20 protein-coding genes are annotated in these 24,316 nt (G+C 54.6%); 5 read left to right on the forward strand and 15 right to left on the reverse strand.

What is annotated here, in order from left to right; translation table 11 throughout:
* The first annotated feature begins 70 nt into the window (after window positions 1–70).
* The gene (locus tag IEW12_RS14620) at window positions 71–535 is read left to right on the forward strand and encodes a DUF2147 domain-containing protein (RefSeq protein WP_188566736.1); all 465 of its coding nucleotides are present in this window, start codon (window positions 71–73) and stop codon (window positions 533–535) included.
* 56 nt (window positions 536–591) lie between these two features.
* Here IEW12_RS14620 and IEW12_RS14625 read toward each other — a convergent pair whose 3' ends face one another.
* The 10 genes from IEW12_RS14625 to IEW12_RS14670 all read right to left on the reverse strand — a co-directional run bounded on the left by IEW12_RS14625 (window position 592) and on the right by IEW12_RS14670 (window position 12,067).
* A complete protein-coding gene (locus IEW12_RS14625; RefSeq protein WP_188566737.1) occupies window positions 592–1,431 on the reverse strand; it encodes a DUF3025 domain-containing protein in 840 nt (279 codons plus the stop codon).
* Between the two features lie 26 nt (window positions 1,432–1,457).
* Complete coding sequence (gene pyrC / locus IEW12_RS14630) at window positions 1,458–2,516, reverse strand: dihydroorotase (RefSeq protein WP_188566738.1); 1,059 nt, start codon at window positions 2,514–2,516, stop codon at window positions 1,458–1,460.
* A gap of 200 nt (window positions 2,517–2,716) precedes the next feature.
* Entirely contained in the window at window positions 2,717–3,442 is a 726-nt protein-coding gene (locus tag IEW12_RS14635) for an amino acid ABC transporter ATP-binding protein (protein ID WP_188566739.1), read from the reverse strand.
* Window positions 3,443–3,523: 81 nt separating this feature from the next.
* A complete protein-coding gene (locus IEW12_RS14640) occupies window positions 3,524–4,216 on the reverse strand; it encodes an amino acid ABC transporter permease (RefSeq protein ID WP_188566740.1) in 693 nt (230 codons plus the stop codon).
* A 2-nt stretch (window positions 4,217–4,218) separates the two neighbouring features.
* Window positions 4,219–4,971, reverse strand: coding sequence for an amino acid ABC transporter permease (locus IEW12_RS14645; protein ID WP_188566741.1), 753 nt, complete (start codon window positions 4,969–4,971; stop codon window positions 4,219–4,221).
* 234 nt (window positions 4,972–5,205) lie between these two features.
* Complete coding sequence (locus IEW12_RS14650) at window positions 5,206–6,153, reverse strand: amino acid ABC transporter substrate-binding protein (protein WP_188566742.1); 948 nt, start codon at window positions 6,151–6,153, stop codon at window positions 5,206–5,208.
* Window positions 6,154–6,334: 181 nt separating this feature from the next.
* Complete coding sequence (locus IEW12_RS14655; RefSeq protein WP_188566743.1) at window positions 6,335–7,231, reverse strand: amino acid ABC transporter substrate-binding protein; 897 nt, start codon at window positions 7,229–7,231, stop codon at window positions 6,335–6,337.
* 316 nt (window positions 7,232–7,547) lie between these two features.
* Complete coding sequence (locus tag IEW12_RS14660) at window positions 7,548–8,834, reverse strand: Glu/Leu/Phe/Val family dehydrogenase (protein WP_188566744.1); 1,287 nt, start codon at window positions 8,832–8,834, stop codon at window positions 7,548–7,550.
* Window positions 8,835–9,172: 338 nt separating this feature from the next.
* On the reverse strand, window positions 9,173–10,150 hold the full coding sequence (locus IEW12_RS14665) for a LysR family transcriptional regulator (RefSeq protein WP_188566745.1): 978 nt from the start codon (window positions 10,148–10,150) through the stop codon (window positions 9,173–9,175).
* A gap of 39 nt (window positions 10,151–10,189) precedes the next feature.
* Window positions 10,190–12,067, reverse strand: a complete 1,878-nt coding sequence (locus IEW12_RS14670; protein WP_188566746.1) for an ABCB family ABC transporter ATP-binding protein/permease — start codon at window positions 12,065–12,067, stop codon at window positions 10,190–10,192.
* A 205-nt stretch (window positions 12,068–12,272) separates the two neighbouring features.
* Between IEW12_RS14670 and IEW12_RS14675 the strand changes: the two genes are divergently transcribed.
* The 3 genes from IEW12_RS14675 (at window position 12,273) to IEW12_RS14685 (ending at window position 15,528) form a co-directional block, all read left to right on the forward strand.
* On the forward strand, window positions 12,273–12,713 hold the full coding sequence (locus tag IEW12_RS14675; protein WP_229751114.1) for an acyl-CoA thioesterase: 441 nt from the start codon (window positions 12,273–12,275) through the stop codon (window positions 12,711–12,713).
* A 1-nt stretch (window position 12,714) separates the two neighbouring features.
* Window positions 12,715–14,301, forward strand: a complete 1,587-nt coding sequence (locus IEW12_RS14680) for an alkaline phosphatase D family protein (RefSeq protein ID WP_188566747.1) — start codon at window positions 12,715–12,717, stop codon at window positions 14,299–14,301.
* A gap of 159 nt (window positions 14,302–14,460) precedes the next feature.
* Window positions 14,461–15,528: an FkbM family methyltransferase gene (locus tag IEW12_RS14685; RefSeq protein WP_188566748.1), complete on the forward strand. Its 1,068-nt coding sequence runs from the start codon at window positions 14,461–14,463 to the stop codon at window positions 15,526–15,528.
* A gap of 102 nt (window positions 15,529–15,630) precedes the next feature.
* Here IEW12_RS14685 and IEW12_RS14690 read toward each other — a convergent pair whose 3' ends face one another.
* The 5 genes from IEW12_RS14690 to IEW12_RS14710 all read right to left on the reverse strand — a co-directional run bounded on the left by IEW12_RS14690 (window position 15,631) and on the right by IEW12_RS14710 (window position 23,138).
* Window positions 15,631–17,313 (reverse strand): long-chain fatty acid--CoA ligase, encoded by a 1,683-nt coding sequence (locus IEW12_RS14690; protein WP_188566749.1) that lies wholly within the window; start codon window positions 17,311–17,313, stop codon window positions 15,631–15,633.
* A gap of 261 nt (window positions 17,314–17,574) precedes the next feature.
* Window positions 17,575–18,657: an aminopeptidase gene (locus tag IEW12_RS14695; protein WP_229751115.1), complete on the reverse strand. Its 1,083-nt coding sequence runs from the start codon at window positions 18,655–18,657 to the stop codon at window positions 17,575–17,577.
* A complete protein-coding gene (locus tag IEW12_RS14700; protein ID WP_188566750.1) occupies window positions 18,654–20,738 on the reverse strand; it encodes a molybdopterin-containing oxidoreductase family protein in 2,085 nt (694 codons plus the stop codon). The genes IEW12_RS14695 and IEW12_RS14700 overlap by 4 nt, the downstream gene beginning before the upstream one ends.
* Window positions 20,739–20,913: 175 nt before the next feature.
* Window positions 20,914–22,092, reverse strand: a complete 1,179-nt coding sequence (argE, locus tag IEW12_RS14705; RefSeq protein ID WP_188566751.1) for an acetylornithine deacetylase — start codon at window positions 22,090–22,092, stop codon at window positions 20,914–20,916.
* A 122-nt stretch (window positions 22,093–22,214) separates the two neighbouring features.
* On the reverse strand, window positions 22,215–23,138 hold the full coding sequence (locus IEW12_RS14710; protein ID WP_188566752.1) for an NAD(P)-dependent oxidoreductase: 924 nt from the start codon (window positions 23,136–23,138) through the stop codon (window positions 22,215–22,217).
* 263 nt (window positions 23,139–23,401) lie between these two features.
* Here IEW12_RS14710 and IEW12_RS14715 point away from each other — a divergent pair, with 263 nt between their 5' ends.
* Window positions 23,402–23,956 carry an acyloxyacyl hydrolase gene (locus IEW12_RS14715; protein ID WP_188566753.1) on the forward strand — a complete coding sequence of 185 codons (555 nt, stop codon included), beginning with the start codon at window positions 23,402–23,404 and terminating at the stop codon, window positions 23,954–23,956.
* The last annotated feature ends 360 nt before the right edge of the window (window positions 23,957–24,316 follow it).

The following is a 24,316-nucleotide window of genomic DNA, read 5'->3' on the forward strand; positions in this document are numbered from 1 at the left end:
TGTACGCGGCCGAAGTTTGTGCCGCGTACAATTGTTTTAACACTACTAAAAAGTTGGAAATGGAGACACCATGAAAAAATTCGCCCTGGTCACCCTGTTGGCCCCGCTTGCGCTGATGCTGTGCACCCATGTAGCCCACGCAGAAGACGCGCTGACCTCCACTCCGGTCGGACTATGGAAAAGCATAGACGACAAGTCCGGCAAACCCAAGGCCCTGATACGCATTACTGAAACCGGCGGCGAGCTGCAAGGCAAGATAGAGAAGCTGTTCATTGAAGGCGATGCAGAAAAAAATCCCAAGTGCGATCAGTGCACAGGCGCCAACAAGGACCAGCCCATCATAGGCATGACCATATTATCCGGCCTGAAAAAAGATGGCGATGAATACACCGGCGGCAAGATCCTCGATCCGGGCAACGGCAAGCTGTATAACAGCAAACTGAGCGTGATTGAAAACAACAAGAAACTGAACGTGCGTGGCTATATAGGCGCGCCGCTGTTTGGGCGTACCCAGACCTGGATACGCGAACAGTAAATGATCATTAAAAAAAGGAGCCTGCGGCTCCTTTTTTATTCGAGGGAAACGTCTTCTTAGTCCCGCGCAAGCCGTTTTGGCCGAAATACCTGCGTATCTGCATAAAATTCTTCATTCTGATCCGGCCACCAGCCCGGAATACCCAGCACCGGCAAAGGCGTGTAATCCGCAGTTGTCAGCGCATGCCCCTTCAATTGCTGTGCGACCTTGCGGTCCAGGTAGGCGCGTCGCGCATGCACATCAAGATCAAAATAATTGGCTTCGACAATGACAGGCCACGCGTGCGCGGTAATCGCTTTATATGGCTGCACCAGCTTTTCCATCAATGCATGGCCGAAGGACCACACTTCGCAATGTGTGCCGAACAAATGCCGCTGTTCGACGAATGCCTGCTGCCAGCGATGATTTTGCAAGGCATCCAGCAAGGCCGCACCTTCATCGCTATGCCGTATCACCAGCAAGGCGGCGTTTTCATCGAAGATGGTGGCCGCATCGCGGGCAGCGCCGCGCGATTTCCCCACACCCAGGCTGGCGATCTGCGCTGACTGCAAGGCATTCAACTGCATCTTTATCATAGGAAAATTCAGCCACACCAGTGCATTGAAAAAATCATGCAAATTTTCCCTGGTGGGGATGTGGCCGGTATCGCTGATATAGGCTTCGTAGGCCATGCCTTCCGGCAGCTCCTCCTGCGTGACGAAGCGCAGCGCCTGCTGCCGGTGGTTCCTCAGCGCGGCCTGCGCAGCATAAGCATTGATTTTGCCGCGCCAGCCGGCATAGGCTACAACATCCACATCGGCATTGGCGTCGACAGATGGTGCGCCACCGATTTCCGTTGCCAGCGGCAGCACAGACGCGTACCAGGCCCGCGTCCAGTCTATGCAATCAAAGAACATACCGGGTTCCTGCTGACCGATAGCTATCAAGCCTTACTGGAAATGAATTTCCAGTCTATGCTCTCGCCACCGTTCAAAGGAACGATAGTCGCGTCCGCCAGAGGCAGTTCTGCCGGCAGGGTCCAGGTTTCGCGTTTCAGCGTCACTGTGCCTGAGTTGCGCGGCAAGTTGTAGAAAGCCGGGCCGTTCAGGCTGGCAAAGGCTTCCAGCTTGTGCAAGGCTCCGGCCTGGTCAAAAGCCTGCGCATACAATTCCATCGCGTGCAGCGCGGTATAGCAGCCGGCGCAGCCGCAGGCATGCTCTTTCAGGCCTTTAGGATGTGGTGCAGAGTCGGTGCCCAGGAAGAAGCGTGGGCTGTCGGAGATCGCCGCCTTCAGGAGGGCCTGCCTGTGGGTTTCACGCTTCAGTACCGGCAGACAGTAGTAGTGCGGGCGTATGCCGCCCTTGAAAATTTCGTTGCGGTTGTACAGCAGATGATGCGCTGTAATCGTTGCAGCAACCTGGCCTTCGGCCTCGGCTACATACTGCGCCGCATCGCTGGTAGTAATGTGTTCAAACACTACTTTCAGTTCCGGCATATCGCGGCGCAAAGGCTTCATCACCTTGTCGATGAACACGGCTTCGCGGTCGAAGATATCAATCGCAGAGTCCGTCACTTCGCCGTGCACCAGGAAAGGCATGCCGACTTCCTGCATCGCTTCCAGGGTCTTGTAGCACTTGCTGAGATCAGTCACGCCGGCATCGGAATTGGTAGTAGCGCCGGCTGGATACAATTTGACTGCATGCACAAAACCGCTGGCCTTGGCCTTGCGTATTTCTTCCGGCGGCGTATTGTCGGTCAGATATAGCGTCATCAGCGGCTCAAACGTGGAGCCTTGCGGTAAGGCAGCCAGAATGCGCTGACGATAAGCTGCAGCCTGCTCTGTCGTTGTTACAGGTGGCTTCAGATTAGGCATGATGATCGCGCGGGCGAATTGCGCAGCAGTATGCGGCAATACGCTGGCCAGCGCGGCGCCATCGCGCACATGCAGGTGCCAGTCGTCAGGGCGGGTGATCGTGATTTCTTGGATAGCGGTGTTGGTCATGGCAGCTCTGGGTTATTGCTAGTTTGCGGATAGCCGCCATTTTACCCGTAGTGACGCGGAAGACGCGAATCCTGCGGCCAGAATGGCGATAGGCTTAAGTATTTGCCAATGTTTATATAAAAAAACTCCGGCAGCTTGCAGGCTGCCGGAGTTTTCTGGATAGTGCGGCTTGCCAGCGCAAACCCTGGCCTGGCGAATAATCAGTGAATGATTTTAGCCAGGAAATCCTTAGCACGATCCGAACGCGTAGCGTTGAAGAACTCATCCTTGGCGCAATCTTCAACAATCAGGCCCTTATCCATGAACACGATGCGGTTTGCCACTTTCTTGGCAAAACCCATCTCATGGGTCACAACCATCATCGTCATGCCCTCTTGCGCCAGGCCTACCATCACGTCCAGCACTTCATTGATCATTTCCGGATCCAGCGCCGAGGTCGGCTCATCGAACAGCATCGCGATAGGGTCCATGGACAGCGCGCGGGCAATCGCTACGCGCTGCTGCTGGCCGCCGGACAACTGGCCGGGGAATTTATCTTTTTGCGCAATCAGGCCCACGCGGTCCAGATACTTGAGGCCGCGTTCAGTCGCCTCTTCTTCGCTGCGGCCCAATACTTTAACCTGGCCTATGGTCAGATTCTGGCGGATGGACAAATGCGGGAACAGTTCAAAGTTCTGGAACACCATGCCTATGCGCGCGCGCAATTTGGACAGGTTGGTCTTCGGGTCGCCGACGGAAATGCCGTCCACGGTGATGTCTCCCTTCTGGAAAGGTTCCAGGCCGTTGACGGTCTTGATCAATGTGGATTTGCCGGAGCCGGAAGGTCCGCAGACCACCACAACCTCGCCTTTGGAAACTTCTGTGCTGCAGTCCGTCAAGACCTGAAACTGGCCATACCATTTGCTGACGTTATTAAGTTTGATCATGTAATTCTCCAGGATACTTTTTGTAGGTATGCGGGCTTGCAGTGCTTAATCGTAGGAGCACATGCGAGCCTTGTGGATTCATCAGCGAATAATCGCCACTCTTTGCTGTAATTTTTTCACCAGTGCAGACAGGCTGAAGCACAGGATGAAGTACACGACGGCAACAAACAAATACATTTCCACCAGACGGTTATCACGCTGTGCAATCTTGACGGCTGCGCCGAAGAAGTCGGTAATCGACAACACGGATACCAGCGAGACGTCCTGGAACAGTACGATGGTTTGCGTCAGCAGCACCGGGATCATGTTACGGAAAGCCTGGGGCAATACGATATTGCCCATGGTCTGCCAATAGTTCATTCCCAATGCATAACCCGCCCAGACCTGGCCGCGCGGAATCGACTGGATGCCGGAGCGCATGATCTCGCAGTAGTAAGCCGCCTCGAACATGATGAAGGTGATCAGGCAGGAAAACAGCGCGCCTACCTGGATAGGCTCATTCGCGCCTATCACCCAGGCACCGATATAAGGTACCAGGAAGTAGAACCAGAAAATCACCAGCAGCAAAGGCACCGAGCGCATCAGGTTCACGTAGGTGGTTGCAATGAAGGAGATGTACTTATGGCTGGACAGGCGCATCATCGCCAGCAGGGTACCCAGCACAATACCGCCCGCCATGGAAATCAGCGTCAGCTTGACGGTGAAGGCCAGGCCGGTCGTGAACAGGTAATACCAGGTACGCTGGATAACGTCGAAATCGAAATTGCTAAACATGATTAGTGACCTCCAGTATTAGTCGTGCCGGAGGTAATGAATCCGGGAACTGCGGTCTTCTTCTCAAGCAGGTTGGACAGAAGAATCGCGAATGCGGAAACCACCAGGTAGATCAGTGTCGCAGCAGAAAAAGCTTCGAACACCTGGAAGGAAAATTCCTGCATGGAACGTGCGCGTGCCATCAACTCCAGCAAGCCTATGCTCAAAGCCACCGAACTGTTTTTGATGATCGCGGCAACTTCATTGGTCAATGATGGAATGATGATGCGGAACGCCATCGGCAGCAGTACATAGCGGTAGGTTTGCGGCAGCGTCAGGCCCAGCGCCGTTCCGGCCATCCTCTGGCCGCGCGGTATCGCGTTGATGCCGGTAGAAACTTGTACTGCAACCCGTGCCGAGGTAAAGAAACCAAGGCTGAGTACGGCAGTGATAAAGGACACGTTCGGTGCCGCTTTCAACCAGTCGCCCATCGCCTGCGGTAGCAGTTCGGGCAAGACGTAGTACCACAGAAACATTTGTACGATCAGTGGTATGTTGCGGAATAATTCGATATAGGCGTTGCACAGGCGCACGCCCCATTTGTTTGGCGCGGTACGTATGGTACCGATCAGCGCGCCCAGTATCAGCGCCATCACCCAGGCAGTACCTGCTGTTGCCAGGGTCCAGATAACGCCTGAAATCAGGGTATCCATATAAGTGCCGCCGCCATCGGGCGCACTTTCCCAAAAAATTTGCCAATTCCAGTGGTAATTCATAGCTTCCCTCTCCGTAACCCTTAACCAGTCCATAGGCAGCAGCATGAAGCTTGCTGTCAGGCTGGCGTTTTTTGGTCTCGCTGCACTGGGCCAACCAGGCCATTTCCGGCAACAACTGTGAACCGACAGTGTGCCCCAAAATGTCGATGCTCATTTATTGTGCATCGCAGCAAATTCAAGCCTATAAAACAAAACGGGAGGCAGGCGCCCCCCGTTCCATGATTGCTCTATGAATTATTTCTTTTTCTTCAGTACAGCTTTTTGTGCTTCTGGTACCGCTGCGTAGGCAGATGGTTCGCCGGAATCCGTAGGCTTGGCGATCACTGCCTTGAACTGGTCGGAAATAGGCCAGTTCAGGGCAATACCTTTTGGCGGGATAGGTTGCAGGAACCATTTATGGTAGATGCGGTTAATATCGCCGGAAGTCAGTACATTGCCGATCGCTGTATCCACTGCCTTCTTGAACGGTGCGTCGTCCTTGCGCAGCATGATGCCGTATGGTTCTACAGACAACGCTTCCTTGCTGATTTCATAGTCAGCAGGGCTCTTCGAGTTTGCAGCCAGGGAAGCCAGCAGGATATCGTCCATCACGAACGCTGCTGCACGGCCGGTTTCCACCATCAGGAAAGCTTCTGCGTGATCTTTAGCCGGCATGATGTTGATGCCCAGGTTTTGATCAGCATTCAATGTTGTCAATTGCTTCAGGTTGGATGTACCGGAAGTGGAAACAACAGTCTTGCCTTTCAGGTCAGCCAGAGTCTTGATATTGGAAGACTTCTTGGACAGGATACGGTTTGCAGTAACGAAGGTAGTCGGTGCAAATGCAACCTGCTTTTGACGCTCAACGTTGTTGGTTGTGGAGCCGCACTCCAGATCCACGGTGCCGTTTGCCATCAAAGGAATACGGGTTGCCGATGTAACTGGGTTCATGACCACTTTCAAGCTGGACAGGCCCAATTGCTTTTGAACAGCAGTAACGATCTTCAGGCACAGGTCGATGGAGTAGCCTTGGTAGGATTGCTTGTCATCGAGGTAAGAAAAAGGGATGGAGGAATCACGTACGCCCAGTGTGATTGTTCCTGTTTCCTTGATCTTTTTCAGTGTGCCTGTTTCTTGCGCCTGAGCGGCACTTGCAATCACGCCGGCGCCGATCAGGACAGCTATTACTTTCGATAATTTCATACAATCTCCAAAAAATTAAACCCGAATAAGGGAATTCCCCAAGTTTACCAAAACATCAAAGCCCGAAACTATTTTTTTTGCCTATTTGATACGTATTATTACTTACAAAACCCGCCAAAATCAGGTATCTACCTATCAAAATAACACCAAAAATTACTAATGTATTAAAGCCTAGTTAGACCTAATCAGCAACCTTATCCGAAGGGAAGCGCAAGGTATCCCGCAACAGGAAACCCATAGGCATATTCAGGTTGGAACCCTTGGGCGGAATCGGGTTCCTGAACCATTTATCGTAGAGCTTGATGAATTCGCCATCATTCATCATCCTGGCAATTTCCTTGTCTGCCAGCGCCTTGAAAGCAGGATCATCCTTGCGCACCATCATTGCATACGGCTCTGTGGACAAGCCGTCGCCGACGATCGCGAACTTGCTCGGGTCCTTGGCATTCGCGCGCAGGCCATACAGCAGCACATCATCCATAGGGAAAGCATCGGCCTGGAAGGATTCCACCATATTGAATGAAGTATCGTGATCGTTGGCCTCGGTCAGTTTCAGGCCCAGCGCCCTTACCTTGTCCCTGTCATTCAGCAGCTTGACGCTGGTCGTACCCTTGGTGGTCACGACTTTCTTGTCTTTTAGATCAGTCCAGTTCTTGATCCCGGAATCGGTGCGTACCACCATGCGGGCGGTAGCGAAGAAATGCGGGATGGTAAATGCGACCTGCTTGCGCCTGTCGGCATTATTGGTCGTGGAACCGCATTCTATATCGGCTTTGCCGTCGACGATGGACGGGATACGGGTGGACCCGTTAACTAAAAGATAATTGATCGTGAGCTGCGGAAGTTTGAGTTCTTTTTTGACCGCTTCGGCGATTTTCAGGCAGATATCGACTGCATAGCCGATAGGTTTTTTGCTTTCGGACAAATACGAAAACGGGACGGATGCCTCCCTGTGGGCGATCGTGATGGTCTGGGTTTCCTTGATTCGCGTCAGAGTATCAGCAGAATACGACAGCGAGGAGCCCATGCCTAACAGGCACAACGCAGTTGCTTTGAGCATCCAGTTTACTTGCTTCATTTCGTCTCCTTGGTCTACCGGTCAGCCGGCACCATGACATGATACTAGCGATCAAAAAATTACATCAGGGAAATTACTATCCTTTACAAGAGATTCTTCGGCTCCACGTTTAGTTCCGGAGTGCTGATCATACTCTGCCAAAAAAATTAGCTGAAGAACTTCCCTGCAAGCCAGCCTAAAGTTACTTGCAAGAAGCACGCCACATCGCAAACAGCCACCCGCTGCACAAAATCAGAGGGTGGCTATCTTCATTCACTTCACATCACCGCAGATCTGACTTATGCCCGATCCGCAACTTACGCATTACACGATTACATCAAGGATACAGACCACGCACTTCGCGTGCCTGCAACACCCGCGAGCAGCCGACGATAAACGCCGCCGTACGTAAGGATACGTTCTTCTCTTCAGTGATATGCCATACCGAACTGAAGGCTTCTTTCATGATGCGTGTCAGGCGCTGATTGATTTCATCCTCGCTCCAGAAGTAGCTGGAGAAATCCTGCACCCATTCAAAATAGCTGACCGTTACACCACCGGCATTGGCGATCACGTCCGGCACCACCAGCACGCCGCGATCGCGCAGAATATCGTCGGCTTTCGGCGTAGTCGGGCCGTTTGCACCTTCCAGAATAATACTTGCACGGATTTTGTGCGCGTTCTTTTCTGTGATCTGCTGTTCCAGCGCCGCCGGGATCAGGATATCGCAATCCACGCCCCAGAAATCGTCGCCCACCAGCACTGCTTCGGAGCCTGGGAAACCGGCAACACTGCCTGTTTCCGCCACATGCGCCAGCAACTGATTCACATCCAGGCCGTTCGGATGATAAACCGAACTCAGGTGATCCTGCACCGCCACTACCTTGGCGCCGGCTTCTGCAAACAGGCGCGCTGCAATACCGCCCACATTACCGAAACCCTGCACCGCAATCTTTGCACCTTCGATCTGCAAACCGCGCTTGGCAGCGGCTTCGCAACCCACTACATAGACGCCACGGCCGGTCGCTTCGCGGCGGCCCAGGCTGCCACCCAGTGAGATGGGCTTGCCGGTCACCACGCCGGTCGCAGTGCGGCCTTCGTTCATCGAGTAGGTATCCATCATCCAGGCCATGGTCTGCTCGTTGGTGTTCACGTCAGGAGCCGGAATATCCTTGTCTGGGCCGATGATGATGCCGATCTCGCTGGTGTAGCGGCGCGTCATGCGCATCAGCTCGCCGCGCGACAGCGTCTTTGGATCTACGCGGATACCGCCCTTGGCGCCGCCGTATGGAACATTTACTGCCGAATTCTTGATCGTCATCCAGGCAGACAAAGCCATCACTTCCGACAGCGTCACATCCTGGTGAAAACGCACGCCGCCCTTGCCTGGACCGCGTGAAGTATTGTGCTGCACGCGATAGCCTTCAAAGTGGGCAATGCTGCCGTCATCGCGTTCGATAGGCACATCGACTACCAGGATACGCTTCGGGCGCTTCAGGGTTTCTACCCAGCGTGACAAGGATCCCAGGTAGGGTGTAACACGATCAATCTGCTCCAAATAAACTGCCCAAGGACCGACCTCATGCGGGGTAAGATAAGACGGTATCTGGTGTTGGGTGGACATGGTATGGCCTCCTTCTCGTTTCAGTTAACGGAGCCCGGGAACCACTGCAGTCTTGCGATCGAGCCTGAAGAGCCGCTGCACCTGCCACCATCTTTTTCATAAGACTGCACTGTACGTTGTTCGACCCGTCATCGACCGCAATCCGACTGCAGCTGCTTTGCCTGAAGCTCCAAAGATGCATGCAAAAATGCGAATTACCGGTTAGGTGACGCATAGTAGGCGAACACCGAACTTTATCGCTAATGCTTTGTTTGCATGTATCTATGCAATAAAAACATAACTATTGAAAACTAATTTTCCCTATGAAAAGCAACAGGAAAAACAATTTTCAAATGCAGTTAGCTGTGTTTACTGCGCTTCACTTTGCGCGACGAGATATCGTCATTTGCAGCGCTGCCATTGAGCTGCTCCAGGTATTCCCACAACCGCGAAACGATCAGTTTTCCGGGGCGCTGCACGGATGGACGCTCGCGGTATAAACGTATTTCCATTTCGACTTCCCACTCCTTGACGCCGCCGTCCGCGCGCGCCAACTGCTTTTGCTTCAGCTCGCGCGTGACCGAAGACTCCGGCAGGAAGGCTACGCCGCGTCCTTCCAGCGCCATCATCTTCAAGCCTTCCGACATATCGGTTTCATAGCGCTTATGGAAATGCAGCGGGATGCGCGCATCGTTCAGTATCAGGTCCACCATGCGTCCCAGATAGGCGTTGTTGGCGAAGGCCAAAAACGGCAGCGGCGATTTTTCCGTACCCGGCAATACGAATTCCGGCACCCCGTTTTTATCGCAGCGCGCATAAGCGCGCAGGGTTTCATAACCCATCGTGATCATGTCGTACTGGCTGGCATCCAGCAACAGCGGCTGGCGCGGATGGTGGTAGCACAGCAGCAAATCGCAACCGCCTTCCACCAGCGTCATCACCGCATCATGCACATTCAGCGCCAGCAGGCGGCTGCTGATTTCACCGAATGCCGTTTCCAGTTCCGTCAGCCATTTCGGCACATAGGTCAGCGACAGCGTGTGCGGTACCGCGAAGTCTACCGTGGTCTGCGTGGCCGTGCGTTTGCCGCGCAACAGTGCGCGTGCATTATTGATCTGGCCCAGCATTTCTATTGCCTGTTCATAGAACACTTCGCCTGCATGGGTCAGCCGCGTAGGATAGGAAGTACGGTCTATCAGATCGGTGCCCAGCCATGCTTCCAGCGATTGTATCCGGCGCGAAAATGCCGGCTGCGTGACGTGACGCAGTTCAGCAGACCGGCTGAAACTATTGGTTTCCGCCAGCGATACGAAGTCTTCCAGCCACTTGGTTTCCATAAATGTATTCTGAAGTAATGAAGCAATAAGGCTTGCAGATCAGCCGACCAGCTCATCCGCGCTATCGAGTAACTCGTCCACGCTGGGCTCCGGCGAGTCCGGCTGCTCCTGCCGGTTCTGCTGCCGCTGCCACATTTGCGCGTAGGCGCCGTCTAGTTCCAGCAATTGCTGATGAGTGCCGCGTTCCATGATGCGGCCTTTATCCAGCACCAGGATTTGCTGCGCGTCGACGATCGTCGACAAGCGGTGCGCAATCACCAGCGTGGTACGGTTCTTCGCAATCTCTTTCAGCTGAGCCTGTATCATCTGCTCGGATTTGGAATCCAGCGCCGAAGTCGCCTCATCAAAAATCAGGATGGATGGATTTTTCAGCAAGGTGCGGGCTATCGCCACCCTTTGTTTTTCGCCGCCGGACAACTTCAGCCCGCGCTCGCCGACCATGCTTGCATAGCCGTCCGGCAGGGTTTCTATGAAGTCGTGGATGTACGCTGCCTTTGCCGCGGCAACCACTTCTTCCTTGCTGGCGCCCGGCTTGCCATATGCGATGTTGTATTCAATCGTATCGTTGAACAGCACTGTATCCTGCGGCACGATGCCTATCGCGCGCCGCAAGGAATGCTGCGTCACGTCGCGCAGGTCCTGCTTGTCGATAACGATGCTGCCGGACTGTATATCGTAGAAGCGGAACAACAGTCGCGACAGGGTCGATTTGCCTGACCCGCTGTGGCCCACCACGGCAGTCGTCATCCCGGCAGGGATAGTAAAATCCACGTCGAACAGAATCTGGCGCTTGCTCTCGTAGCTGAAATTGACGTGCGAGAAAACCACTTCCCCGCCTTCACTGTGGTCGATATGCAGATCGCGCGCGCTATCACTGTCGGCGATTTCCCGGTTCTGGTCCAGCAGGGAAAACAGCCTTTCCATATCTGCCAGGCTCTGCTTGATTTCGCGGTACAGCACACCCAGGAAGTTCAGCGGAATATACAGCTGTATCATGAAGGCATTGACCAGTACCAGGTCGCCCAGGCTCATCTTGCCGTCAATCACACCTTGCGTGGCGCGCCACAATATCAGGGTCACGGCAGTGGCGATGATCATCGACTGCCCGGTGTTCAACATGGACAGCGAAGTCTGTGATTTGACGGCAGCCAGTTCGTAGCGGCGCAGGCCTTCATCATAGCGCTGCGCTTCATAGTCTTCATTGCCGAAGTATTTGACCGTCTCGTAATTGATCAGCGAATCGATGGCCTTGGTATTGGCCTTGGAGTCCAGATCATTCATGGTGCGGCGGAAATGCGTGCGCCATTCGGTAACCGTAATCGTGAACGTGATGTAGATGACCAATGCGCCGCCGGTAATCACCGAGAACCAGATATCGTAATGTGTGATCAGATAAATCAGCACCAGCGAGATTTCTATCAGGGTAGGCAGGATGCTGAACAGTGCATACGACACCAGCGAAGAAATGCCGCGCGTGCCGCGTTCTATGTCGCGCGTCATGCCACCGGTCTGGCGGTTCAGGTGGAAGCGCAAAGACAATGCGTGCAGATGACGGAACACCTTCAGCGCAATGGTGCGCACCGCACGCTGCGTCACCTTGGCAAAGACAAACTCCCGCAATTCCGTAAACATCGTGGTGGACAGCCGCAGCGCACCATAGGCAATCAACAAGCCCAGCGGCAATACCATCATCGCGGCGGGATGCGCCGGCGTGATGGTCATACGGTCAACTAGTTGTTTCAAAATTAAAGGCACGCCGACGTTGGCCATCTTGGCCCCGATCAGGAAGCCTAGCGCCAGCAATACCCTCCACTTGTAAGCCCATAAATACGGCAACAGGGTTTTCAGTGTGGCCCAGTCGTCGCGCGACTTTGCCGGAGGTGGTGCATCGGGAAGTTTGGAGAATTTACTGCTCATGTGCAAAGATTCTGGGGATAATGGTTTATGCTTACGAAAAGCAATGTATGTGCAGGTAAGTTCTGTATCGGCACTGCCAACAACTAACAACAATACGGAGACAATCGCGACCCTAGCCGCAACAAGACTTTTATATGAGCTTGTAAGGCGTAAATCGCAAGTTTTTAATTCTAATTAATGATTGTAACTGTTTAGGAGTACCAAGATGTCTGAAGCCGCTAAAACAACCTCGCTGCCGTCAGGCATGCCACAACTGCGCGTGATGCCCATGCCGGCTGATGCCAATGTCCATGGCGACGTCTTCGGCGGCTGGATCATGTCCCAGGTCGATATTGCCGGGGCAATTCCTGCGGCGCGGCGCGCCAATGGCCGGGTTGCCACTATCGCGGTGAATTCCTTTCTGTTCAAGCAACCTGTTTTTGTTGGCGATCTGCTATCTTTTTATGCCGAAGTGACGCGCGTCGGCAATACCTCGGTCACGGTATCGGTGGAAGTGTATGCGGAGCGCAATCGCCTGCAGGCTAGTACTGTCAAGGTCACAGAAGCAACGCTGACCTATGTAGCGACCGGCGAAGACCGCAAACCGCGCCAGATCCCGCCTCTGGAAAGCATTACCAACTACAACGTGAAATCGGGCGATTGCTAAGATGGATGCAGGCCGGCGCTATTTTCTTGACAGGATAAGCCGGCTTGCAGGCCTCGCCGCTTGTGCCGCCGCTTTTCCAGGTAGGGCAATCGGCAAGACCATAGGCTATCCCTTCACACTGGGAGTTGCATCCGGCTCCCCCAGGGCAGACAGCATCGTCTTATGGACCCGCCTGCTGCCTGATCCATTAAACGCGCTGGCGCTGCCGCCTGTTGCCTACAACGTGCGCTGGGAACTGGCTTACGACGACAATTTCCGCAATATCGCTGCCAAGGGAGAAAGCACCGCGCTGCCCGAGCTGGCGCATAGCGTGCACGTGGACGTCACCGGCTTGCAACCCGACCGATGGTATTGGTACCGCTTCATGCTGGGCGATGCCGTCAGTCCGGTTGGCCGCACCCGCACCGCACCGGCAGCGGACACCATGCCGCTGGGCCTGCGGGTCGCCGTGGCCTCCTGCCAGCACTGGGAGTTTGGCGAATATGCGGCGCACCGGCATATCGCTGCCGCCAATCCTGACGTAGTGACCTTCCTCGGCGACTATATTTACGAGTGGGGCCCTTTCGATTTATCGCATCCGGCCAAATCGCGGCGGGTCAATGAGAGCGTGGACCTGGCCGGCTACCGCGGCCGCTATGCACAATACAAGACCGATCCCAATCTGCAGGCTGCGCACCATGCCGCCCCCTGGATAGTGACCTGGGATGACCATGAGGTCTGCAACGACTATGGCAACGACAGGGATGAGCGCCTGGACCCGAATTTCCTGCAAAGGCGAGCGGCGGCTTACCAGGCATTTTATGAACACATGCCGGTAAGGCTGCCGCCCTTGTCCAACGAACCCACCCGCTTCGCTCACATGCGCATCTATGAGCGCTATGACTGGGGGCGGCTGGGCCGCTTCCATGTGCTGGACGACAGGCAATACCGTGCCTACCAGGTCTGCCCCAAGGGCGGTGGCGGCGGATCTACTTCCATCACAAATACAGAATGTGCGGAGAGGCTGGACCCCAGCCGTACCATGCTGGGCGCAGAGCAGGAAAAATGGCTGGCGCACGGCTTTGCCAACTCGACAGCCAAGTGGAATATCCTGACCCAGCAAACGCTGATGGCGCAATCCAGTCAGATACCTGTACAAAAAGAAGGCGACGGCAAATTCTGGACCGATGGCTGGGACGGCTACCCTGTCGCCCGGCAGCGCCTGTTCGATGACCTTCAAAAACACAAGCCATCCAATCCCGTGGTCATTTCCGGGGACGTGCATACCTTTTATGCAGCCAATCTGAAACGGGATTTTTATAACAAGGCATCCAGCGCCAACCCTATTTTGGCGACCGAATTCTGCGGCACCTCGATCACGTCCAGTTCGCGCCCGCAAGCGCGTACCGACGAATATGTAGCGCAAAATCCGCATATCAAATACGGCCGCAGCGACAAGCGCGGCTTCATGCTGCTGGATATTTCTGCCAAGCAGATGAATACTTATTTCCTCGCGCTGGATGATGTCAGGCGTGCGGATTCAGCAGTCTCCACGATAGCAAGTTTCGCCGTGGAAGACGGCAGGCCCGGCGTAGTCGTACGCGGATAGGGCTCGGTCTCGGTCCTCAATCGGCAGCAAAGTGGTTTGTTCAAAGTGGTTTGTTCAAAGTTTTTTTAGCGCAATTCATACACAATCGCAGCCTGCGCCACGGCGTGGCAATCGCCGGGGCAATGCCGTATCAGGCTACATTTTCAGGATGATTTTGGTATGTTCAAAAGACTTATTGCAAAATTCGGGCAAGTGGATGCTGCCAGCGATTCGGCCAACGGTACAAGGGCCGAATCGGACACAATCCTGGCTTATGGAGACTGGAACTACGGCCCGCTTGCCACGATGGAGGATATCTATCACTGCTTCAGATTATTACTCGGCCGCCCCCCGAACAAGGAAGAATGGCCGGGCCACAGCAACCAGGCCGGGGCTCCGCTGGACACCATCGTGGCTTCTTACCTGAATTCGCTGGAGTTTGCACGGCGGCAGGAAAAACTGGCAGTGCAAAGAAGCGAGGGCAATATCCAGAAAGCAGTGGTCGACGGCCTTCCCATGTTCATCGACCTGGCCGACCGGGATCTCGGCATCCCCTTGAGCCAGGGCACGTATGAGCCTAACGTGACCAAGGTAATGCGCGAAGCGCTGAAGCCGGGCATGAACGTCCTCGACATAGGCGCCAATATCGGCTACTACAGTGTCATTGCAGCTTCGCTGGTCGGCCAGGCCGGCATCGTCTATGCGGTGGAGCCGAATTCCAGCAACGTCAAATTGATAGAACTGAGCAAGCGCGAAAACGGCTTCCAGCATATCAAGATCATCAATTCAGCCGCCGGTGAAGAATTTGGCATGCTGAGCCTGAACAGCTCTTACAGCAACGGCACTACTTCTGCGCTGCCGGATAGCCAGCACTCCCTGTTGAATAGCGTGATAGTTCCTTGTGTGACGCTGGACGGTATCATCCCGGTGGACTGCCGCATCGACGTGATCAAGATCGACGTCGAAGGTTTCGAATACCCTGCCATGCGCGGCGCGCAGCGGATACTCTCGACCTGGCATCCCAAGGTCATCAGTGAGTTCAGCCCCGACTTCATGCCACTGACGGCAGGCGTGGATGGCAATACCTATCTGAACTATATGTTTGGCCTGGACTATTCCGCGTCCGTCATCGAGCTCGACGGTAGCTTGCTGTATGCCGGCCAGGACATAGGAAAAATCATGCAGGCCTATACAGAGCACGGCGGCGACCATATCGATCTCCTGTTCGAGCATAGTCCCAAAAACTAACAGGCATAAAAAAACAGGCATCCTCGCAGATGCCTGTTCTTCTGATTGTGCTTACCTGTGGTTACCGCATATATCGACTATAACCGCGATAGATCTGGCGGACTACGCGGCCTTCTTTTCATCGCGCAATTCACGGCGCAGGATTTTGCCAACGTTCGTTTTCGGCAGCTCCAGGCGGAATTCAATGTACTTCGGCTTCTTGTACGCGGTGAACTGTTCCTTGCAATAGGCCATCAACGCCTCTACCGTCAGTGACGGATCCTTGCGTACAACGAACAATTTCACAGCCTCGCCGGAGTTTGCATCAGGCACGCCTATGCAAGCACATTCCAGCACGCCGGGATGCATCGCCACCACGCCTTCGATTTCATTCGGATACACATTGAAGCCAGAAACCAGAATCATGTCTTTCTTGCGATCGACAATGGTCGTGTAGCCGCGCGCATCCATGATGCCCACGTCGCCGGATTTGAAGAAACCATCGGCAGTCATGACCTTGGCTGTTTCATCCGGACGATTCCAGTAACCGGACATGACTTGCGGGCCGCGTATCGCAATCTCGCCAGGCTGGCCCAGCGGTACCGGATTGCCGTCATCATCAAGGATGGCGATTTCTGTCGAAGGAATAGGCAAACCTATCGTGCCGGAAAATTCCTTGGTCGTGACAGGATTGCCCGTCGCCACCGGAGACGTTTCAGACAAGCCATAGCCTTCGGCAATCGGGCAGCCTGTTACCTGCAACCATTTGTCTGCCACTGCTTTTTGCACTGCCATGCCGCCACCACTGCAGATGCGGTAGCCGGAGAAATCCAGCTTGGCAAAGTCAGGGTTGTTCAGCAAGCCGTTGTACAACGTATTCACCGCAGGGAACAAATTGACTTTGTACTTGGACAGCTCTTTCACAAAGCCGGGGATATCGCGCGGATTCGGAATCAGGATGTTCAGCGCACCCTTACGCGTACCCAGCAGGCTGCAGACGGTCAGCGCAAAGATATGGTACAGCGGCAAAGCGCAGACGATAGTCATCTGTTCTTTTTCCAGCTCAGGCGTTACCGCCGGCTGCAGCCAGGCTTCGTTTTGCAGGATATTGGCAAGCACATTGCGCTGGGTCAGCGTTGCGCCCTTGGATACGCCGGTCGTGCCGCCGGTGTATTGCAGGAAGGCAATGTCGTCATGGCCGATGGAGACAGGCTGCAGGCTCAGGCGCGAAGCTTCGGACAGCATCTGCTTGAAGCGGATTGCATTCGGCAGTGAAAAAGCCGGCACCATTTTCTTCACGTTGCGCACGACGAAGTTGACGATACTGCCTTTCAAGCCGCCCAGCATATCGCCCATGCTGGCCACGATGACTTGCTTGACCACGGTCTTGTCGACGATCTGCGCCAGCGTGTGGGCAAAATTTTCCAGGATGAAGATGGCTTCTGCGCCGGAGTCCTTCAACTGGTGCTCCAGCTCGCGCGGCGTATATAGCGGGTTTACATTGACGACGGTATAGCCGGCACGCAGGATCGCCGCCATCGCTACCGGATATTGCAATACGTTAGGCATCATGACCGCGACCCTGGCGCCTTTGCTCAGGCCCTTGCTTTGCAGCCAGGCACCAACCTTGCGGGATAATTCATCCAGTTCGCCATAGGTCAGGAACTTGTCCATGCATACATAGGCATTGCGCGCGGCGTAGTCGCGGAAAGCTTGTTCCAATAACTGAACCAGCGATTGATACTGTGTGAAATCAATTTCTGCAGGCACACCTGGTGGGTAAGACTGTAGCCAAAATTTGTCCATACTTTCTCCTCGTCTCTGATTGTTATTCTATTGCTGAACCGGCATCAATGCATGATTGGTACTGCGCGGACAGCTTATATGTGAATGGCGATCATCATTGCTTTCCATTGCCACCCAAAGGATAACAGGACAAACAATATGGCCGATGTTGAATGCTATCGGCTGTAATGCGCTTCGGCAAGTCTTTTGCGCCTAACTTGAACATATCCTCTAGCAAAATGCTGCAACGCACAATTTCAAGACGAAGCAAATACGCTTGTTCTACGGCGATTTCGCCGCATTTTGCTGCTTCGCCAAAAGCTGCAATTGCGCATTCCGGCTGCTCTTGTCCCGCTCTGAAAGCTGCTTCACGCTGCGATAAAATTCCGGAAAGCTCGCGCTTTGCAGCAGCATGGCCTGGAAGCCCGGCACCAGATCGTTATAGGTCGCCACTGAAACAAAATGGGCATTGGTCAGCGGTTCGGCAAACCAGCGATCGTAACCCGCATAAGCTCCCCAGGAGCTTCTGATGCTTTGATAATCCTGTTGCAGCGCCTGAAATATCTCGGCCTTATCGTGCAATTTCTGCTGGTCGCTGGCATTGCTTTTGTACAGAGCATCCAGGCGGCTGCGATACTGCCGCAACAGGGCCAGGAAATCCTTGCGCCTGCCCTCATCCTTTTCGTAGTTGCTGCGCATGGCCTCATTACCGAACTTATCCAGCCAGCGCTGCACGCCGGCTTGTTCCACCGCAGTGGCAAAGGATTCATTGAAGGCGGAGTCATCCTTCACGTAAACCACCTGATGCGCCAGCTCATGGAAGATCAGGCGCGCCAGCGATGCATCCGGCGCGTTGATAAAGGTGGAGATCAAGGGATCGTTGAACCAGCCCAGCGTGGAATAAGCAGGCACGCCTTCCACCCTGACGTCGTAGCCTTCACTGCGCAATTGCTGTGCAAATTCCAGTGCAGACTCATGCTGGTAGTAACCGCGGTAGCTAACGCAGCCGGCAACCGGAAAGCACCATCTCAACGGCGTCAATGACAATGACGATGTGGCCACCACGTTCCAGAGGACAAAGGGCTGCTTGAGTTGCGCATAGTTGCGATAGCTGCTGTTATCGGGCAACGCCAGCTCGTCGACAGCGAACTGCCTCATCTGCCTTGCCGCCTGCAACCTGTTCCTCAGTTGCTGCGGTGTTTCAGGGCTAGCGATCAGGCTGTCTACCGAACGCGCATTCTGCAGCAAGGATATCTGTCCCTGCGCGGCTTGGCCGTAATAACCCAGTTGCGAACAGGCTGCCAGGCTTGATAGCAGGAGTGGCAGCAGCAGTGCCGCCATAAAGTGGCGTATCCGGGTTTTCACTGGGCTTGCTTTTCCACCTGTACCAGCACATCGTAGAAGGTAGGCGCGCGGCCCATATCGGTCAGCTGCTGGCTGGTAACCTCGTTCACATTCTTGAAGTCCGATGCAAATTTTTTCCACCAGATAGACAGGCCCACCACCAGGCCCGCGCGCGCCTTCTCTGTTACGCGCACCACGGCAACAAAAGATCCGCGATCATTGAAGATGCGAACCTGATCTCCTTGCGCGATGCCGCGCGCTGCGGCGTCCACAGGATGCATATCCAGATGAGGTTCGCCCTCGGTATCGCGCAGGCTCTGTACATTGACAAAAGAAGTGTTCAGGAAATTCCTCGCCGGCGGCGAGATCATTGCCAGCGGATATCGCTGCGCCAGGGATGGATTACTGGCTACCGATTCATACGGAGGAATATAAGCCGGCAGGGGATCAAGGCCATCCTGCTGCATCCTGGCGCTATAGAACTCGCATTTACCGGAAGGGGTAGGAAAATTTCCGTGAGCGAATGGTGCATCGGGAAGCTTCAGTTTTGCCCAGCCTGTCTTCTTCAGCGAAGACCAGTCGAAATGTACTGCACGTTCATCGCTAGTCTTGAAGGCTTGTGCAGCGATTTCATCATCGGTTTCAAAGAAGCAGGGATCGGTAAAACCCATCCTCTGCGCAATCAGCCGGAAGATCTCGGTATTCGGCTTGGACTCTCCCAGCGGAGCAATCGCCGGATTATTCGCCATCATATACAGATGCCCATATGCGCCATGGATATCGGTATGTTCCAGCTGCGTCGTTGCGGGCAGCAGGATGTCTGCGTAGTCAGCGGTATCGGTCTGAAAGTGTTCCAGCACGACCGTGAACAAATCTTCGCGCGCGAATCCTTGCGCGACAACGCCGGACTCGGGCGCCACCGCGACCGGATTGGAGTTGTACACAATCAATGCCTGGATCTGGGGGCCAAACTCAGGCGAGCTTTCGCGCAGCAGATCATTTCCTATCGTACTCATGTTGATCGTGCGTGGATACTTGCCCGCTGGTAGCAGGTCGGGGCGCTGCAAGGCCTGCAGGTTCTTGGGAAAGGATTCGGATACCGACAACTGCACACCGCCTGCTGCATGCCGCCAGGCGCCGACCAGCGCCGGCAGGCAAGCGATATTGCGCACCGCCATGCCGCCGCCGCGTACCCTTTGCAAACCATAGTTGGTGCGTATCATTACCGGTTCGCCGCGCTTTGCAGTAGCTCCATACTCGCGCGCCAATCCCGTGACCTCGGCGACTGTGATACCGCAGGTCTCGGCCACTCTTTCCGGGGGCCACTCCAGCGCCCTTTGCTTCAGTTGTTCAAAGCCCAGCGTGTATTGAGCAATGTAATCATGGTCCAGCAAATCTTCGGCGATCAGCACGTGCATGATGCCCAGCGCCAGCGCGCCGTCAGTGCCTGGCAACAGTGCTATGTGCTGATGGCACTTCTCCGCAGTCAGAGAGCGATAGGGATCAATGGCAATCAGGCGCGCGCCCTTGCGCTTCGCTTCCTGCACGCGCATCCACAGGTGCAGGTTGGAGGCAATCGGGTTCCCGCCCCAAATGAGGATCAGCTTTGCGTCTTGCGCATGTTCGGTATCGGTGCCGACCTTGGCGCCTATCGTGTATTTGTAACCGGCGCCACCTGCGCTCGCACAAATGGTGCGATCAAGGAAGGACGCGCCGAGCTTGTTGAAGAAGCGGTGCGGCATGGAGTCGCTTTGCAACAGGCCCATCGTGCCTGCATAGCTGTAAGGCAAGATCGCTTCGGGGTCCTTGGCCGCTATCGTTTTTAGCCTGGATGCAATGGTATCCAGCGCCTCGTCCCAACTGATGCGCTCAAACTTTCCTTCGCCCTTTTTACCGACTCGCTTTTGCGGAAACAGCAGCCTGTCCTTGTGATAGGTGCGCTCGGTGTAACGCGACACCTTGGTACATAATACGCCGGCGGTAGTCGGATGCTCCGGATCTCCCTTCACATCGGCGGCGATGCCGTCCTTGACGGTCACATGCAGGGCGCAGGTATCGGGGCAATCGTGCGGACAAACGGCACGGACGATGGTACTGGTCATATCAATATCCTAAAACTGCCTGGGCATCCTGATCCGGAAACGAGGTCAGGGTCGCAAATTTATTCAATGCCATCTGCTCGACAATATCTGCTCAACGATATCTACTCAACGATATCTACTCAACGATATCTACTCAACGATATCTACTCAACGATATCTACTCAACACGCAGCGCTTACCTGTTGGTAATCAGACGCTGCATGAAATTTTCACATTGTGCCAACTGGTCCAGGCTGACGAATTCATTCGGCGTATGCGCCTGCTCTATGCTGCCGGGGCCGCAAATGACTGTTGGTATGCCCGCCTTCTGGAACAAGCCTGCTTCCGTGCCATACGATACCGCACCGTTGGGCGCGTTCCCTGCCAACAGAGCTGCCAATTGCACTATCCTGTGCTCTTCCTGCATCTGCAGGCCGGGTGCAGAGGCCAGCCATTCAAAATCGATCGCCGCCAAAGGTTCCACTTTCCGCATCTCCGGCAATAGGCCTGCTGCAAATTCCTGTATCTCCTGATACAGCGCTGCCGCGTCCATATCCGGCAAGGTGCGTGCCTCAAACTGGAATTCGCATTCCTTAGGCACGATATTGGTTGCCAGGCCGCCGCGTATCAGGCCAGTCTGCATCGTCGAATACGGAACGGTGTACGAATCATCCCGTTTCTCTATACGCGCCAGCCTGTCGGCGATTTCACGGATATAGACCACGATGCGCGATGCATATTCAATCGCATTGACGCCATGTGTCGTATAGCTGGAATGCGCTTCGCGGCCGGTCACGCAGCAACGGAAACGGTGCGTCCCCTTGTGCGCAATGATGGGCTGCATCAGTGTCGGTTCACCGACGATGCATCCCGCAGGCTTCAAGCCAATTTCTTCCAGATCCTGTATCAGTCCACGCACGCCTATGCAGCCTATCTCTTCATCATAGGAAAGCGCCAGGTGCAGCGCCGTGTCCTGGTCGGCAGCTAGGAACTCCGACACCTTGGACAGCGCCGTCGCGATATACCCCTTCATATCCGCAGAGCCGCGCGCATACAGGTTATCGCCCTTGATGGTCGCCTTGAAAGGATCGGTATCCCATTGCTGCCCCTCGACTGGTACTACGTCGGTATGGCCGGACAGGATGATGCCGGGCTTCTTGCCCTCGCCCAGTGTAGCGAAAAGATTGGCCTTCTTGCCTGTGCTGTCATAGGTCAGGCGCGATTCCACGCCATAGCTTGCCAGATAATCCCTGATCCAGAATATCAGCTCCAGGTTGGAATCGCGGGATACGGTGCGAAATGAAATCAGCTGTTCCAGTATTTCCAGAACTTTGGACGAAGGTCGCGCCATAATTTTCTTTTGGTCAATGATCATGATGGCCCGGCTGCAGAATAGTCTTCTGCATCCGGGTTAGAAACTCTACTATAACTGCGCCCGCACGAGTCTGCTCATCGTTTATCGCTGCTACTTATGCGGCTTCTATCCGGTGCCTACAATTACCCTGGCAACTTATCCGCTGCCGTCCCCAGGCGCAGGCCAGGGTTCAATTGCTCCAGGCCCAGCAATGCGGCGGATTGGTCTGCATTCGGCACCGTTTGCAGCAGGCTGCGGTAAGCCTGCGTTACCAACTCAGCGACCGGCAAGGCCAGCTTTGCCTCTTGCGCAGCAATCAATACGTTCTCCATATCCTTGGCCTGGCTCTTGACCTGGCCTCCGGGCATGAAATTCCTGTCCAGCATACGCTGCCCATGGACCTCCAGTATCCTGCTCTCGGCAAAGCCGCCGCGTAGCGCAGCCCTAACTGCTACCGGGTCTGCTCCACCCGCCTGCGCCAGCAATAAGGCCTCCGCAATGATGCTTAAGGTACCACCGACGATCAACTGGTTACAAAGTTTCGCCAGTTGCCCAGAGCCCGGCTCGCCGACGCGAGTCGGCCGGCCAAAGACTTTCAGTATCTCTTCCACCTTGGCATACACGGCAGCATGCGCGCCGACCATGATGGCCAGGCTGCCCGCCTCCGCACCAAGTACGCCACCGGAAACCGGTGCATCGACAAAGGCAATCCCTTTTTGCGCCAGCAAGCTGTGAAACGCGACCGCCTCGGATTGCTTCGTGGAACTCATGTCGATGAAGATACTCGTTGCGCCTATCGCCGGCAGCGCAGCTAGCATCACTTGCTCAACTATATGCCCGGCCTCCAGCATCGTGATAATGAAGTCGACCGGCTTATCTTCATAACGGACTGCCTGTGCCGGAGATACCGCCATTTGCGCACCCAATGCCAGTAGTTCTTCGGCCTTGCTCGCAGTGCGGTTCCAGACTATGACGCGGTGGCCTGCTTCCAGCAGGCGTTTTGCCATAGGCTTGCCCATCAAGCCAGTGCCCAGGAAGGCGATGCGTTTCGATGTATCCATGTTCATTCAGCTTTTCAAGTTTGCAATCAAGGTTGTAGTGAATCAAGCGTCCATGGAATCGTGGTTGGCACATGCACGGGCGACTGTCTGGCGAGGTGGCGCGAGGTGATATTGTGCATCGCCTCCGCTGGGCAGGATCAAGGTATAGATGCAGCCGGATGTGCAATTTTGTCACTAAGGATTTCAGCGGTAAAGATGCGTAACGCGCATTTGCGATATCATGTCACCCTTGTAGCTCTTTTTATCTAACACGGGATAGGTTTTCGACTATGTTGAACAAAAAAATTCTTGCCGCAGGTGCCATCCTGCTATTGGCTCAGGTGAGCTCGTTTGCCGCGGATAGCTTTTTGGGTGCGGACTCCGTATCCGGCGAATTCGGCACCGGCAATAAATCCAAGCTGGCGAGGGTTGGCCTGCAGTACGACTGGGGCAAGCAATGGCTGCAATACAATGGCATGCATGTAGGCGGCTATTGGGATGTGACGCTGGCACAGTGGCACAACACCGCCTATAAAGGCGTTGCCGATGCAACTCAGAACATTACCGATATCGGTGTAACTCCCGTGTTCCGCCTGGAATCTGATTCCAAAAAAGGGTTTTATGGCGAAGCAGCGATCGGCTTTCACTTGATGTCGCACGTCTATAACAATAACGGACGCCCATTCTCTACTGCCTTCCAGTTTGGCGATCATATCGGCGTTGGCTATGTATTCAACAATGGCTGGGATGTTGCACTGAAAGCCCAGCATTTCTCCAATGGCGGCATCAAGCACCCGAACCCGGGTGCCAACCTGGCTGTGCTGAAAGTGGGCCATTCGTTCTAAGAATTAGAACAGCATTGTTTATTAAGGGCGCTACGGCGCCCTTTTTCACGTCTAAAGAAATGTGGTGATGAGAGAAATGAGGGGACCATGCTGAAGGCACACTGATCTTGCTGTTTTACGGAAGAGGAATTGGATGACGGAGGGGAGTCTGAGGCCAGGGCGAACTGAATTAAATGTCGAGCCGGCCAAGCCGGTTATAAGGAAGCGAGGCTTATAAGAGCGACGCAGTAAAGCCGGCCGCGCAAAGCAAAAACCCCTCACTCTTTCGAGGGAGGGGTTTTCTAGATAAAAGCCTGACAATAACCTACTTTCACACTGGTTGCAGCACTATCATTGGCGCAGAGTCGTTTCACGGTCCTG

The organism is Parundibacterium terreum, assembly GCF_014636315.1.
Lineage (GTDB): Bacteria > Pseudomonadota > Gammaproteobacteria > Burkholderiales > Burkholderiaceae_D > Undibacterium > Undibacterium terreum.